Here is a 16,358-nt window from a genome sequence, read left to right as displayed (position 1 = left end):
TATTCTGAGCAGATTATTCCTCTAAAAATTTATCAAGTGATAAGATATATTTATCAGTTGATAAATTTTTAGGGGGTAATTTTATGTTTTTAGCATTAAATGAAATCATTCATTCAAAATTACGCTATGCCTTAGTGACAGGCGTCATGTTTCTAATTGCGTACCTTGTCTTTTTTTTGACAGGATTAGCCTATGGGTTGGCACAAGACAATCGAACTGCTGTAGATAAATGGGAGGCAGATACCATTGTTTTATCAAAAGACGCCAATACAAACTTAGGGATGTCGATGATCACGAAAAAGATGGCAGAAGAAGTGAAAGGTGATCAAGTCGCTTATTTAGCTCAAACACCTGGAGTAGTCACGAGTCCAGATCGTCCAGATGCTGATAAAGTCAATGTTAGTTTTTTTGGAATCGATCAAAACCAATTCATCATGCCGAATATCGTGGAAGGAGAAGAATTCCAGTCAAATGATGAAGCAGTCGGTGATATTAGTTTAAAAGAAGAATATGGCTTAGACATTGGAGATACGATCAAATTATCAGGAAGCGACAAGACATTTAAATTGACTGGATTTACTGAGAATGCCAAATTCAATGTCTCTCCTGTCGTCTATACAACGATCAATGCGTACCAAGAGATACGATTTGAGAAACAAGATGCAACTGATAATGCTCGTATCAATGCAGTGGTCGTGCGAGGAGATGTGGATAGCTTACCGGATGATCTAGAGAAAATCAGTATTTCGACATTCATCAATGAACTACCAGGGTACAATGCACAAGTATTGACGTTTGGTTTCATGATCGGCTTTTTGATTGTGATTGCAGCAATCGTGATCGGCATTTTCATTTATGTATTGACCATGCAAAAAATCAATATTTTTGGTGTACTTAAAGCCCAAGGCGTTACTGGTGGATTTATTGCACGTTCAGTAGTTGCACAAACGTTCTTACTTTCATTTTTCGGTGTCGCTCTTGGATTGTTTGGAACGTTCGTTACCTCACTTGTTCTACCAGATGCTGTACCATTCCAAAGTAACTGGTTGTTTTTCGGTGTGATTAGTGTAATGATGTTGATCGTTGCTATTTTAGGGGCACTTTTCTCTGTTAGAACGATCGTAAAAATTGATCCATTAAAAGCAATCGGATAGAAAGGAGAATGGGAAATGAAAGCAATTGAATTTATAGATGTTGAAAAAAGTTTTAAAGATGGTGATCAAACCATCCAAGCATTGAAAAAAACAAATGTCAGTGTCGATAAAGGGGAGTTTGTCGCAATCATTGGACCATCTGGTTCTGGAAAGAGTACCTTCTTAACGATTGCAGGCGGTTTACAGACACCAAATAAAGGAACCGTCAAGATCAATGGAGAAGATTTCAGTGAACAACCGGAGAAAAAACGAGTAAAATTACGGTTTAAGGAAATCGGATTTATTCTTCAAGCTTCCAATCTAGTTCCATTTTTGACCGTCAAAAAACAATTAGTACTGGTCGATAAGATCAAGCATGAAAATCGACAAGAGGAGGCAAAAGAACTATTCCAACAACTTGGGGTGGATAAACTCCTTAATAAGTATCCAGAAGATCTTTCGGGTGGTGAACGACAAAGAGTGGCAATTGCTCGAGCGCTATATAACGATCCTTCGATTATTTTGGCAGATGAGCCAACAGCTAGTTTGGATTCAGAAAAAGCAGTAGAAGTTGTAGATATTTTAGCAAAAGAATCCAAGGAAAAAAATAAAGCAATCATAATGGTCACTCATGATACCCGACTTATTGACAGATGTGATAAAGTATTTATGATAGAAGATGGTGTCTTTCGAGAAAAAAAATAAGTCAGAGGGTGTAAAAGTTGGTCCATCGATACAATAAGGATACACAAGAGAAAATTTTAAAAGAAGCCAATCGTTTGTTTATGTCAAAAGGTTATCAAGGAACTTCAACACGTGAGATTGCTAAAAATGCTGGAATCACGCAACCAAATCTTTATCATTACTTTAGCGATAAAGAAAAGTTATATTGTGCAGTCTTAGAAGAGCATTTGAGTACTGTAGGTACAGACTTAAGAGCAATCTTAGAAGAGAACAAACTTGATTTTAAACAATCTTTGACTAAAATGACGAAGTATCTGATCGATACCCATCTTTTAGACCTATTTATGATGCACCATGATTTAAAATCAAACCTTTCTGCCGAGACACGAAATCATCTTTTTACCTTGTGGAAAAAAAGTTATCGTGAACCATTTGAAGTGATTTTTTCGACAAATCAATCTTTGATGCGCGCTCATGTTACGACAGAAATTGCTGCAAAGCACTTTTTTCTTCTGTTAGCACCATATATCACCGAATCTTCTAATTCACTTGAAAACCCATTTAGTGTGGAACGACTGATCGATTTATACCTTCATGGTGTCGTAGCTGATTAAATGCGGTGGGGACAGAAGTGTCCAGCTCCGAGAAATAAGCCGAGAAACCCAAAAATTGTTTTTCAAATTTTGAGTTTCTCGGCTTTTTATGAAGGAGTTACTTCTGGAACTTCGTTTATTTGATTTTTAAGATTAGAAACAAAAATCAATTTAATTTCTTGTCCTCTACGCCTTTTTGTTATTATATTTTCTTGAATTGTTATTTTTTAATTAAAATAATGAGGGATATTTAATTTTTCTAGCAATTGAGAAAAAGAGGTGAAAAGCAAGTGATATAAAGATTTTTAATAATAACGATTATAAAACAGGTAAATAACCAAGGTGATTTAATTTGTTTTTTAAATAATTTTAGGAGAACGGTTGAAAAAGCCATTTTCAGGTGATAATATTCTGTTAGCAACAAAAGTTTCACTGAGTTTAACTCACTATTTTAGAGAAATAGAGGGGGGATGAATAACATATTTTCGTGTTTATTTTGTTACATAATTGTTTTTTGAAAAGTGAATAGTGTAAAAAGGGGAGAATTTAAAAATGAAAAGTATTAAAAAAATTGGGTTGGCAGCGATGTTATTTTCTTCTGTTGTCTCAACGGCGCTTCCGACAATTGGGGAATTGTCTATCGTCAATGCAGAAGAAATCCAACAAACAGAACAACAAGCAACTTATAGAAACGTAATGTACTATGGTGACTGGTCGATTTGGGGCGGCGAAGGTAACTTTTATCCAAAAGATATCCCAGCAGATCAATTGACTCACTTGAATTTTGCCTTTTTAGATTTTGATAGTAATGGCGAACTAGTCTTTACTGATGCAGACGCAGCGACAGGCGCACCTGTAGGATTACCGGGCGTACAATGGAACTCTGCTAGTTCTGGTATCTTAAATGCGATTCAAGATTTACGTGGAAAAAATCCAAACATGAAAATTGGTGTTTCATTAGGTGGTTGGTCTAAATCAGGAGATTTCTCTGAAGTAGCAGCAAACCCTACGAAACGTAAGAACCTTGTAGATAATGTAGCAAAATTTATTAAATATACAAATATGGACTTTGTCGATGTTGACTGGGAATTCCCGGCAGATGTACGTCAACCAGATCTAGTGGATAACGTAAATGACGAAGGAACACCAAATGCAAAACCTGAAGATAAAGAAAATTACATAAAATTATTAGATGAAATTCGCGAAACAATTGATAAACAAGGCGAAGAATTAGGAAAAACATATGAACTATCTGTTGCATTGCCAGCAGCTCAAGGTAAATTAGATTCAGGTATCGACGTGAAACGACTATTTGATGTTGTCGATTTCGCAAACATCATGACTTATGACTTAACTGGTGCATGGTCAGATACAAGTGGTCACCATTCAGCACTTTACGGGAATCCAGCTGATCCTAATTATGATGAAGGCTTCTCAGTAGATCAAACAGTAGAATACCTACGTGAGAAAGGTGCGGCTTCAGAAAAAATCGTTATTGGAGCAGCATTCTATACTCGTGGATGGAACGAAGTGGCAAAAGGGGATAATGAAGAGGCACCGGGATTATTCCAAAAAGCAGAATTATCAAGTCAAGATGCCGATCAAACACCAAGTTATGGAGCGAAAAACAAAAATCCATTAAAAGTAGGTGACGGTGGACGTGCCAGTGGTGTATGGCCATATCGAGATATTGAAACGTTACTTGGTAATACATCTGGATTGAAAGAGTATTGGGATGACGTAGCGAAAGCACCATTTATGTACAGCGAAACAACTGGTGAATTCTTTACTTACGAAAATGAAAAATCAGTGACTTATAAAGCTGAATATGTAAAAGAAAACCAACTTGGTGGAATCATTTCATGGCAACAATCACAAGACAAAGAAACAACTGGAACAAAACGTGATGAGTTGACCAATGCAATCAAAGAAGGATTGTTAGGTAGTGAGAAACTTCCAGAGTTTGAAATCAAGAGCACACCATTGAATGTGGATGTTGAGATCTCAACTTATACACAATATGGCGTTAGTGGTTACGACGTAAAAATTACCAACAATGAAAAAATGGAAGAAACTTCTTCTGTATTGAAATTAGTTGAATTTTCACAAGAAACAATCAAATTACCTAAATTAGTGATTCCAATGGCGACAAATGAAAAGCTTGGCGCTGGTGATTACAAAGCAGGTACTGTAACAAATGTTGATGGCGCTGCAATCGTTGATTTGTCTTCTGTATATGATGGCAAAGAAATCGCACCAGGTGCATCTTATGAGTTCAGATTGAGTTCAAATGCTGCTGAAGCAGATGTCGCTGTTGACAATATCGACTCAATCACATTAAGCCAAAGAATTGGTAACGAAGGTATTGAAATCAATAAACAAGTGATCTTTGGTGAAGGTTCAACGACTGAACCAGGAACACCGGATACAGAAGCACCTTCAGTACCAACAGAACTAACAGCTTCAACAATCGGTGAAACAAACGTTTCTCTATCATGGACAAAATCAACTGACGACAAAGGGGTCGCAGGATACTACGTTTTCCGTGATGGCAAACAAGTGGGTCAATCAGCAACAACTTCATTTACTGACGCTGGTTTAACTGCAGATACAGAATATTCATATACAGTAAAAGCATTTGACCGTGCCGGAAATGTTTCAGAAGACAGTAAAGCATTAGTTGTTAAAACGTTAGAAAAAGCACCAGTAGATACAGAAGCACCTTCAATTCCATTAGACTTGAAAGCTTCAACGATCGGTGAGAAAAATGTATCATTGTCTTGGACTCGTTCAACTGACAATGTTGCAGTAGCAGGATACTATGTTTTCCGTGATGGCAAACAAGTGGGTCAATCAGCAACAACTTCATTTGCTGATGCTGGGTTAACAGCGAATACGGAATACTCATATACAGTAAAAGCGTTTGATGCAGCAGGAAATGTTTCAGAAGAAAGCAAAGCATTAGTTGTCACAACTTTAGAAGAAACAACTCCGCCAGCTGAAGGCGAATGGGATGCGAACAAAGTCTATGATTTAGGTGATGTAGTAACTCATAAAGGAAATACTTATCGTGCGAAATGGTGGACACAAGGTGATGAGCCAGGAACTGAACAATGGGGTCCATGGGAACTAATTGGTTAATTTAAATAAAAAAAGAACAGGGCTGATTGCCTTGTTCTTTTTTTATAATGTTATTCTGTCATTGTTATTTATCTTATTTACTCGAATTCACTGAAAAAAACATGTTAGTTAAAAAATAAACAAAATCATATGGTTTAAAAATAACTTGAAACACGACAAGTGTAATCGGTTGCAATTAGTTGCGTTAAAAATAAATAAATGTTAAATTCATATTTGTAAGATTTTTACAATTAAAATTTATCTGATTTCTAATTTTTAAGGAGTGATAAAATAACTTTTAACCTGTGATTTGGGCGCGTTTGTTTTTTCGTAAAAAAACTGAGAAAAAAAGGAGATGAGATTGATATGAAAAGAATTAAGAGTATTAGTTTAGTTACTTTGTTATTTTCTTCGATTGTTGCAATGACTTTACCAGCATTTAATGAGTCGCCAGAGGTTCATGCTGAAGAGGTGCGAGAAACTCAGGTCGCACCTTATCGCAATGTCATGTACTATGGCGATTGGTCGATTTGGGGTGGAGAAGGAAATTTCTATCCTAAAGATATTCCAGCTGATCAAATCACTCATTTGAATTTTGCCTTTTTAGATTTTGATAGTAATGGCGATTTAGAATTTACAGATACGGATGCTGCTGTTGGTGCGCCTGTAGGACAAACAGGGGTTCAATGGAATTCAGCAAGTTCGGGTATCTTGAATGCGATCCAAGATCTACGTGGGAAAAATCCTAATATGAAAATTGGTGTCTCTTTGGGCGGCTGGTCTAAATCAGGTGATTTTTCTGAAGTAGCGGCTGATCCAGTGAAACGACAAAATCTAGTGGAGAACGTTACCCGCTTCATCAAATATACGAATATGGATTTTGTTGATGTCGATTGGGAGTATCCTGCAGATGTTCGACAACCTGACTTGGTAGACAATGTTAACGATGAAGGAACGCCAAATGCAGTACCTGAAGACAAAGAAAATTACATCATTTTACTAAATGAGATTCGTGAATCGATTGATGAACAAGGCGAAGAACTAGGCAAAACTTATGAATTATCAGTTGCGCTGCCTGCATCTCAAAGTAAATTATCTTCAGGGATAGACATTGATGGTTTATTTGAAGTTGTTGATTTTGCAAATATCATGACCTATGATATGAACGGTGGTTGGGGTGACCGCAGTGGACATCATACAGCACTTTATGGGAATCCTGCTGATCCTAATTATGACCAAGGACTTTCGGTAGATCAAACGGTTCAGTTTTTAAGGGATGAAGGTGCGCCAGCTGAAAAAATCGTGATTGGGGCAGCTTTTTATACTCGTGGTTGGCATGAAGTGGCAGAAGGCAATGATCCATTACTGCCGGGATTGTTCCAAACGGCTGAACAGAGTAATCGAAATGCTGACCTAACGGCAACATACGGTGCAAAAAATAAAAGTCCATTAGTCGTTGGGGATGGTGGTAGAGCCGGAGGTGTCTGGCCATATCGAAATATTCCAGATTTGATCAGTGCAACGAGTGGATTGACTGAGTACTGGGATGATGTAGCGAAGGCTCCTTATATGTACAGTACAGAAACAGGCGAGTTTTTCAGTTTCGATAATGAACGTTCAATCGGTTACAAAACCCAGTATGTGCAAGAAGAAGAACTGGGTGGTGTGATTTCTTGGATGCAATCACAAGACAAAGAAACGACAAGTACAAAACGTGATGAATTGACGAATGCGATCAAAGAAGGATTATTTGGGAATACGCCATTACCACAGCACGAGATCGTTAGCACACCGTTAGATATCTCTGTAGATATTACGCCTTATACAGAGAATAATGTAAGCGGGTACGAAATCACTTTGACAAATAATGAAACATTGACAGAAACGTCTACTGTACTAAGCGCTGTGGAAGCTGCCCAGAAAACAGTCAAATTGCCTAAACTTATGCTGGAGTTGAATAGTAATGAAACGTTAACTTCTGGTAACTTCAAGGCAGGGGATGTGACTACCACGAACGGCATGGTAACTGTTGATCTAGCCACCGTTTATGATGGCAGAGAACTTGCTCCAGGAGCTTCTTATGATTTCCGTTTACAATCTGATACGTCACAGGTTTCGGTTGATCATATTGACACGATCACTTTAAGTCAACGAATTGGGACTGACGGTATTGAAATCAATCACCAAGTGATCTTTGGTGTAGAAGCGCCAGACCCATCAGATGTTGAGGCACCGTCAATTCCAACAAATGTGGCAGCAACCACGATCAATGCGACAGAAGTGACGTTGAACTGGACGGCTTCAACCGATAATCAGCGAGTAGCAGGTTACTTTGTTTACCGTGATGGTCAATTAGTAGGGCAACCAAGAACGCCATCATTTACAGATACGGGATTAGCACCTGATACACAGTATACGTATACTGTAAAAGCATTCGATGCCTCAAACAATGTTTCAGCAGCTAGTCAACCAGTGATCGTTCGAACCTTGGAAGACAGTGTGCCTGGATATGCGGCATGGGATGCCTCAACAGTCTATCTTATGGGTGATAGAGTCACTCATTTAGGAAATGCGTATCGGGCGAAATGGTGGACACAAGGCGATGAACCTGGTACTCAACAATGGGGACCATGGGAATTGATCAATTAGATCGTTTTAATATAAACAGATTCAGCGGTGACCATGTACTGACAACTGGTTGCTGATGAAATGGAAGAACCTTGTTGGTCTTGATGAAACATCAATACCTAACGAGGTTCTTGCGTTTAGAAAAAAATTACTGATTGAAATAAGTGAGTAGCGCTTGTGTGATCGATTGCGCCAACTGTTGTTGATAGTTAACAGTAGTCAATGTAGCTAAATCTTCGTCATTGTTCATATAGCCCATTTCGATCAAGAGGGATGGCTGAAGGTTTTCTCTTAACACCTGATAGTTCCCTGTAGCAGTTCCACGAGATGTAATGAGCAGATCCGCCAGTTCATCAGAAACAGTTTCCGCTAGACGTTGCTCACTATTGTAATAATAATAAGTGGTTGTACCAGTTGCTTCATTGGCTGATTCAGTCGAATCAGCATGTAAGCTGATAAAAAGGTCAGCTGATTTTTCTTCGCTAAATGCACAAATGTCATCTAATGAAATGTAGTCATCTGTTTCATGTGTCAAATAAACCGTTGCGCCAGCGGCTTCTAAACTCGTTTGTAACTGTTTTGCAGCAGCGAGTGTCACTGTCTTTTCTTCTATATGTCCATCTATGCTAAGCGCGCCTGTATCGTCGCCTCCGTGTCCAGGATCTAGTACGATCACCGCTTCTGATAGGTCACTCGGTAGCTCTTGTGTCGAGCGAGTCAGTGATGAGCCATTCGTAAGTGATAAATAGCCAGTTTCACCATCATTCGTGGTAATTTTGTAGGCGTTGTCTGTAGTTGAAAGAAGCGTGGCCAGTTCACCAGCATTGACGGAAATTAGCGGTTCACTTAATGACGAGTCTGCATACAATGTAGCATCTTCTTTTCCGATTTTTATGAGGGCCTCTGAAGAAGAATCAGTTGATTGTATGATGCTAGAGACACTATTGCTTGTCTGTTGTCTCGCATCTGTTTCTTGATTGCTAAGACCAAATTTGAAAAGAGCAATGATCCCGATCAGACATATAAAAATAATAATTCGCATTTTTTTCATCGTTTTCACCTCTTGAACATGAGGATAAACAACAAAACTTAAATCGAACTTAAAGAAAAGCGGAACAAGCTAAAACGGATAGTTAGTTGACTATTTTTTTGGCTTTTTCTGTGTTCGCAAAATGCAATTTTGCATAGTTTGCTAACAAGGCTTCGCCACCTTTTTTTAAAATCGTTGCAGCGACTTGGTCGGATTTTGTACCTGCACCAGAAGGAAGCGTGAGACCAAGTTCAGCAGATTCTTTGTCCAACTCTTCTAAAAAGCTTGCGCGACTAATGATCGAAGCGGCAGCAACAGCTAAATGATATTGTTCACCTTTTGTCACAAAGTAGAGTTTTTCGGTGAGTTGATTTTTTTCTAAACGAGCGTATTTTTTAAAGTTGGCTTCCGGTGTGAACTGGTCGATCAAAATAGCATCCGGCTTGACTGGTGCTATTTTTTGTAACAATAAATGGATAGCTTGATTGTGTAAAGCGACCTTCATTCTCACTGCATTATACGTAGGTTGGATCTCATTGTATTTTTTTGGTGGCAGAACCAGTAATTGATATGGGATCGTTTCCTTTAATACTTTGGCTAATTGAATGATTTGTCCATCTTTTAATTCTTTTGAATCTTTGACGCCTAACGTGCGTAATTCTTTCAATTGTATTTGATCGACATAGGCAGCACAAACAGTCAGTGGGCCAAAGTAACTACCGTTGCCGACTTCGTCACTCCCTAAAACAGATAGTGTTTGTAGATCTTTGGGTAAGGAAGAAGAATTAGTTTGTGTCGATTTTTTTGCTGTAAGTGGGTTTCCCCATTTCGCTGCTTCTTGTTCAGCGCCGGTACCTTGAAACATCACTTTTCCAGAAGTATAGGCAGTGATCGTTGTGCCATTTTTTTTAGCGGAAAAATGCGTATATGGAATCGGCTTTTGTACTAAAAATGGGCGATATGCCTCTTTCATCATGTTCATTTGATTTGTTGTTACCTTTAAGATAATGTTACTCATGTTTTCCTCCTGTTGTGATCCAGTCGTAAGAAAAGTTGTATTTGACTAGATCTAGCTGATTTGAAATCAATGCACACATAGCATTTTTGCAAAGTTTATCATATAATAGTAAAGTATTTATAATGAAGTTTTTCGTGTACGGTTAATTACTTAACTATATGGTACACTAGTTAATATTTTTGGCAATAGGAGGAGACAGATTCATATGGCACATGAAAAAACACGCTATAAAGCGGTGATTGCGGACCAAACGTATACTATTATCGGGCAAGAATCAAAACAGCATATGGATATGGTCACAAAATTAATCAATGAACAATTAGCTGAACTGAAAGAATTGTCCCCTCAATTAGACAATGAACAAGCAGCTATTTTATTAGCAGTCAATGCATTTTCTGATCAATTGAAAAGACAGGAAAAAAATTTGAATTTAATAAAAGAAGTCACAGAACTGAAACAAAAAATGGTGAGATTCACAGAAATGGAAAATCGGATCAAACGAATCGAAGCAATTGAAAATGAAGCACGAGCAGTATTGAAAGAAAATGGAAGTGACCATGAAATCAAGAATCATGTGGAAGCACAACAGATTCTAAATGAAAAACGAAAAGGTCAAATCAAACAAAGATCTTCGAATTGATATTATTATAGAAGAGAAAGGAAGAATGTATGCTTAGTCTTTTGATTTTATTTATTTTGCTGATTGCATTTTTTTCTGGAGCCAGTCGTGGTTTTGCGCTACAGGGAATTTATCTGGTTGGCTATTTTGTCTCATTTCTAGCAGCACAAACCTATTACAAAACATTAGCCAATCATCTGCAATTATATATTCCTTATCCTGCGGTAACCGCCAATTCTAACTTAGTTTTTTTTGATCAAGCTTTTTCATTTAAACTAGATGAAGCATTTTATGCAGGGGTGGCTTTCTTGATCATTTTATTTGTTGGTTGGCTAGTCACACGATTCATTGGGGTATTCGCTCATGGGTTGACATTTATTCCTGTACTAAAGCAATTAGACTGGGTGGCTGGAGGGGTTTTATCCGTGATCATCACCTATATTTCGTTGGTTCTAGTTTTACGTTTACTAACATTTATTCCGGTGGGATTTATCCAAAACCAATTTAGTGGCAATAATCTTGCAACATTTATGGTTGAACGAACACCTATTTTAGCAAATAAAATATATGATCTATGGGTGACACAAGTGATTAACTAAGTAAGAGATGATTTTTTGTCAATGACAGAGGCTATGAAGATGTTGGTTAGTCTTGAAGACTGCTTAGCCATCTATCGGCCTCTTTTTTAGTGAAAGTAAGGTGAAAAAATGAACAAACGCATTCTAGAAACATTAGAGTTTGAAAAAGTAAAACAACAAGTACGACAGTTTGTGATCACAGCACAAGGGCAAGAAGAATTAGCCCAGCTTGTGCCAGTGAATGAAGCAGAGACGATCAGATATTGGTTGGAAGAAACGGAAGATGGACTAAAAGCCCAACGATTGCGTGGCGGCATCCCAATCCCCAAAATAGAGAATATCCGCCCACATATGAAACGGATCCAAATCGGTGCGGATCTTAATGGGGTCGAGTTAGCACAAGTTTCTCGTGTCTTATCTACTACTAGTGAGTTGCGACGTTTTATTGATGATTTAGCAGATAGCGAGATTGAGTTTGCGCGTCTTTATTTTTGGACAGATCAATTAGTCGCTATCCCATCCTTGAGCCGTCGTTTGAAAGAAGCAATCGATGATGATGGACGAGTGACGGATGATGCCTCTCCAGAGTTGAAGACGATCCGCCATAATATCCGTAGAAGCGAACAAGCAGTCAGAGAACAATTAGATGGGATCGTTCGTGGGAAAAATGCCAAATACCTAAGCGATGCCATCATTACGATGAGAAACGACCGCTATGTTATTCCAGTAAAACAAGAATATCGTGGTGTGTTTGGCGGAGTCGTCCATGATCAAAGTTCTTCGGGACAAACACTATTCGTTGAACCAAAACAAGTCGTGGAGTTGAACAATCGCTTGCGTCAATATCAAATTGCCGAACGCAATGAGATCCAACGTATTCTAATTGAGTTGTCGGCGGAGTTGGTTCCTCATCGCCAAGAAATTCTCCACAATGCGTATGTCATTGGAAAAATGGACTTGATGAATGCGAAAGCACGCTTTGGGAAAGAACTAAAGGCAATCGTACCGACGATCAGTACAGAAAACATTGTTGATTTGAAGCAAGCCAGACACCCATTGATCGATCAAGAAAAAGTCGTACCAAATGATATTTCGATTGGGGAAAACTATCAAGCGATCGTCATTACTGGACCAAATACTGGTGGGAAAACCATCACGTTGAAAACACTGGGCTTATTGCAATTGATGGGGCAAGCAGGGTTACCGATCCCGGTGGATGAAGAAAGTCAGATCGGGATCTTTGAAGATATTTTTGCTGATATCGGAGATGAACAATCGATTGAGCAAAGTTTATCGACCTTCTCCTCACATATGACAAATACCGTGGATATCCTTTCCAAAGTTAATGAAAAAAGCTTAGTTTTATTTGACGAACTAGGTGCAGGGACTGATCCTCAAGAAGGAGCAGCGCTAGCAATTGCTATTTTAGATGATCTAGGAAAGAAATCTGCCTATGTGATGGCAACAACACATTATCCTGAACTGAAAGTCTACGGCTACAATCGTTCGAATACTATCAATGCAAGCATGGAGTTCAACGTTGACACCCTTAGCCCCACATACCGCTTGTTGATCGGCGTGCCAGGTAGAAGTAATGCCTTTGAGATTTCAAGTCGTTTAGGATTAGACAACCAAGTCATTGATGAAGCCAAGCAATTGATGAACGATGAAAGTCAAGACTTGAATGAAATGATCACTGATTTAGAGAATCGTCGAAAAATGGCAGAAACAGAGTATTTAGAGATGCGTCATTATGTCGATGAAGCGCAACGTCTGTACAATGATTTGAAAGAAGCTTATAGCTACTTCTTTGAAGAGCGCGAACAAGAAATGGCGAAAGCCAAACAAAAAGCCAATGCACTTGTTTCTGAAGCAGAAGAAAAGGCAGAAAAAATCATCGCAGATATTCGCAATTTACAAAAACAAGTGGGGCAAGGTACGGTCAAAGAGCATCAATTGATCGATGCCAAATCACAGTTAGCTAACTTGCATCAAGAAGAACAATTAAAGAAAAATAAAGTCTTGAAAAAAGCGAAAGAACAGAAAACATTGAAACCAGGTGACGAAGTACTCGTGACGACTTATGGGCAACGTGGAACATTGTTGCGCAAAAATGGCAACCAATGGCAAGTGGAGATCGGTATCTTGAAGATGAACGTTTCGGAAAGTGAATTGACACCGATCGCTCCCCAAAAAGAACCACAACAACGAGTGATCCATACGGTTCGCTCAGATGCGCATTCGACGGTCTCCAATCAACTTGATCTTCGAGGGAAACGTTATGAAGAAGCATTAAATGAAGTCGATCTATATTTAGATGCGGCAATTTTGGCTGGCTACCCTCAAGTGACGATCGTTCATGGAAAAGGCACAGGCGCACTAAGAACCGGGATCACCGATTATTTAAAAAATCATCGTAGCGTCAAGAGCTTCGATTTTGCTCCTGGAAATCAAGGGGGCAATGGTGCGACAATTGTTAAATTTAAATAAAGCTTACTAAAGGTAAGCAAATAGCTCGAATCTAGGTACCAATAGTGCTATACTTAGAATAGACTAATAAATGGAGGTCTTTGATATGGCTCAAGTAATTACAGATGCAACATTCAACGAAGAAACAGATAAAGGGTTAGTTTTAATCGACTTTTGGGCAACTTGGTGTGGACCTTGTCGAATGCAAGCGCCAATTTTAGACCAGTTAGAAGAAGAATATGACGAAGACGAATTCAGAATCGTGAAGATGGATGTTGATGAAAATCCTGAAACACCACAACAATTTGGGATCATGAGTATTCCAACATTACTTTTGAAAAAAGACGGCGAAGTAGTAGAAAAAGCAATCGGTGTTCAATCAAAAGATCAATTACGTCAAATGATTGCCCAACACTTATAAGATTAAGTAACTAACACATCAGACTGAGACAACAATCATATGGATTGCTGTCTCGGTTTTTTTGCGACTAATCAAGTCATGAAACTGAACAGAGAAGTGGAACAAAAAAGTCATAGATGAAGAGAATAGTATCTATTTTTGGAGACAAGATACTTAAAAATTTATACAATAAACTGCGCAAAATTTTTCTTATGTCTCTTCGCTTGATACTTCTCTCTCAACCTCTGTTATAATAGCGATATCAGAAATATAAAGGAGCAGTCACCATGAATGAACGAATAAAAAATAAACTTGCATTACTTCCTGATCAGCCTGGCTGCTATTTGATGAAAGACAAAAACGGCACGATCATTTATGTGGGAAAAGCCAAAGTCTTGAAAAATCGCGTGCGTTCCTATTTTACTGGAAGTCATAACACGAAAACGGAGCGATTAGTCAGTGAGATCGAGGACTTTGAGTACATTGTGACAGAATCCAACATTGAAGCATTACTGCTAGAAATCAATCTGATCAAAAAGAATGATCCAAAATACAATATCATGTTAAAGGATGATAAAACTTATCCTTTCTTAAAAATCACGAATGAAAAATATCCTCGTTTGGTGATCACTCGTAAAGTATTAAAAGACAAAGCCTTTTATTTTGGCCCTTACCCGGATGTTGGGGCTGCGAATGAAACAAAAAAGATTTTAGATCGTTTATTCCCTTTACGGAAGTGTAAACCAAGTCAGACAAAAGAACCTTGTCTTTATTACCATTTAGGTCAATGCTTATGTCCCTACTATTTTGATGTAGATCCAGCGGAATATACAAGTATCGTGAACGAAGTCAAACGCTTTTTGAATGGTGGCCATGAGACGATCGAAGCTGAAATCAAAGAGAAAATGGCTAAGGCTGCAGAAAATATGGAATTTGAAAAAGCAGCAGAGTATCGTGATCAAATCAGAGCTATTGAAACGATCATGACAAGACAAAAAATGACAAACACTGATTTGATTGATCGAGATGTGTTTGGTTATGCCATTGATAAAGGCTGGATGTGTGTCCAAGTATTCTTTGTACGTCAAGGAAAGCTGATTGAACGAGATGTATCGATCATTCCTTTTTATAATGAAGCAGAAGAGGATTTCTTAACATACATCGGGCAGTTTTATCAGGAAAATGAACATTTCATTCCAAAAGAAGTGGTGATCCCTGATACGATCGATCAACCGAGTGTTGAGGCGTTATTATCGACAAAAGTCATCCAGCCCAAACGTGGTGAGAAGAAAAAATTAGTCGAACTAGCCAATGAAAATGCAAGGGTGGCATTGAACGAACGCTTTGATTTGATCGTGAGGAAACAAGAACGAACGATCGGAGCGATCGAGCGCCTTGGTAATGCGATGAACATTCCAGCACCCATTCGGATCGAGTCTTTTGATAACTCTAATATCATGGGAACCGATCCAGTAGCGGCGATGGTGGTATTCATCGATGGAAAACCAGCAAAAAAAGAATACCGTAAATACAAAATCAAAACGGTCGTTGGACCAGACGACTATGCTTCGATGCGAGAAGTCATCTACCGCCGCTACGCACGTGTGATACGAGAAGAACTGCCCTTGCCTGATCTGATTTTAATCGATGGGGGGAAAGGGCAAGTCGATGTAGCGAAGGATGTACTGGAGAATCAATTGGGAATCGATATCCCTGTCGCTGGAATGGCTAAGAATGATAAGCATAAAACCAATGAGTTGTTATTTGGGAATGAATTAGAAGTGGTTCCGCTTGAACGAAATTCACCAGAATTCTTTTTATTGCAACGTATCCAAGACGAAGTCCATCGCTTTGCAATCACGTTTCATCGTCAGTTACGTAGTAAAAATAGTTTTGCGTCGCGCTTAGATGAAATTGAAGGGTTAGGGCCAAAACGAAAAAAAATGTTGTTGAAAGAGTTCAAATCGTTAAAAAACATCACCGCTGCGTCAATTGAGGAGTTACAAGAAATTGGTCTACCAAAAAATGTCGCACAAAATGTTTTCGATAAACTGCATAAAAATTGAACTGAGGGCGCTTTACAAAA

The 16,358-nt window shown here is 38.5% G+C and carries 12 protein-coding genes; 10 read left to right on the top strand and 2 right to left on the bottom strand.

Annotated features, from left to right (window positions below):
- The first annotated feature begins 83 nt into the window (after nucleotides 1–83).
- The 5 genes from IGJ49_RS10645 (at nucleotide 84) to IGJ49_RS10625 (ending at nucleotide 8,179) form a co-directional block, all read left to right on the top strand.
- Nucleotides 84–1,154: an ABC transporter permease gene (locus IGJ49_RS10645; RefSeq protein ID WP_010734825.1), complete on the top strand. Its 1,071-nt coding sequence runs from the start codon at nucleotides 84–86 to the stop codon at nucleotides 1,152–1,154.
- A gap of 15 nt (nucleotides 1,155–1,169) precedes the next feature.
- Nucleotides 1,170–1,838: an ABC transporter ATP-binding protein gene (locus tag IGJ49_RS10640; RefSeq protein ID WP_019722442.1), complete on the top strand. Its 669-nt coding sequence runs from the start codon at nucleotides 1,170–1,172 to the stop codon at nucleotides 1,836–1,838.
- 17 nt (nucleotides 1,839–1,855) lie between these two features.
- The gene (locus tag IGJ49_RS10635) at nucleotides 1,856–2,431 is read left to right on the top strand and encodes a TetR/AcrR family transcriptional regulator (protein ID WP_010734827.1); all 576 of its coding nucleotides are present in this window, start codon (nucleotides 1,856–1,858) and stop codon (nucleotides 2,429–2,431) included.
- Nucleotides 2,432–2,962: 531 nt separating this feature from the next.
- On the top strand, nucleotides 2,963–5,551 hold the full coding sequence (locus IGJ49_RS10630) for a glycosyl hydrolase family 18 protein (RefSeq protein ID WP_194179469.1): 2,589 nt from the start codon (nucleotides 2,963–2,965) through the stop codon (nucleotides 5,549–5,551).
- A 345-nt stretch (nucleotides 5,552–5,896) separates the two neighbouring features.
- Complete coding sequence (locus IGJ49_RS10625; RefSeq protein WP_349519981.1) at nucleotides 5,897–8,179, top strand: glycosyl hydrolase family 18 protein; 2,283 nt, start codon at nucleotides 5,897–5,899, stop codon at nucleotides 8,177–8,179.
- A 127-nt stretch (nucleotides 8,180–8,306) separates the two neighbouring features.
- Here the strand turns inward: IGJ49_RS10625 and IGJ49_RS10620 are convergent, their stop codons facing one another.
- Nucleotides 8,307–9,209, bottom strand: a complete 903-nt coding sequence (locus IGJ49_RS10620) for an N-acetylmuramoyl-L-alanine amidase family protein (protein WP_438723386.1) — start codon at nucleotides 9,207–9,209, stop codon at nucleotides 8,307–8,309.
- An 82-nt stretch (nucleotides 9,210–9,291) separates the two neighbouring features.
- Entirely contained in the window at nucleotides 9,292–10,206 is a 915-nt protein-coding gene (gene rnhC, locus IGJ49_RS10615) for a ribonuclease HIII (protein ID WP_023520062.1), read from the bottom strand.
- A gap of 205 nt (nucleotides 10,207–10,411) precedes the next feature.
- On the opposite strand from rnhC, the gene zapA reads away from it, so the two are divergent.
- From zapA to uvrC, 5 genes are all read left to right on the top strand, one after another.
- Nucleotides 10,412–10,846 carry a cell division protein ZapA gene (gene zapA / locus IGJ49_RS10610; protein ID WP_010734832.1) on the top strand — a complete coding sequence of 145 codons (435 nt, stop codon included), beginning with the start codon at nucleotides 10,412–10,414 and terminating at the stop codon, nucleotides 10,844–10,846.
- Nucleotides 10,847–10,875: 29 nt separating this feature from the next.
- On the top strand, nucleotides 10,876–11,424 hold the full coding sequence (locus IGJ49_RS10605) for a CvpA family protein (RefSeq protein ID WP_010734833.1): 549 nt from the start codon (nucleotides 10,876–10,878) through the stop codon (nucleotides 11,422–11,424).
- A gap of 108 nt (nucleotides 11,425–11,532) precedes the next feature.
- Entirely contained in the window at nucleotides 11,533–13,893 is a 2,361-nt protein-coding gene (locus IGJ49_RS10600; RefSeq protein WP_438723384.1) for an endonuclease MutS2, read from the top strand.
- An 85-nt stretch (nucleotides 13,894–13,978) separates the two neighbouring features.
- A complete protein-coding gene (gene trxA / locus IGJ49_RS10595; protein WP_010734835.1) occupies nucleotides 13,979–14,293 on the top strand; it encodes a thioredoxin in 315 nt (104 codons plus the stop codon).
- 266 nt (nucleotides 14,294–14,559) lie between these two features.
- Complete coding sequence (gene uvrC / locus IGJ49_RS10590) at nucleotides 14,560–16,338, top strand: excinuclease ABC subunit UvrC (protein ID WP_438723383.1); 1,779 nt, start codon at nucleotides 14,560–14,562, stop codon at nucleotides 16,336–16,338.
- Nucleotides 16,339–16,358: the final 20 nt, after the last annotated feature.

It is taken from the genome of Enterococcus sp. AZ171, assembly GCF_051714005.1.
GTDB classification, from domain to species: Bacteria; Bacillota; Bacilli; order Lactobacillales; family Enterococcaceae; genus Enterococcus_B; species Enterococcus_B pernyi.
Note: the sequence above shows the minus strand (reverse complement) of the source record. Positions and strands in the feature narration are given on the sequence as shown.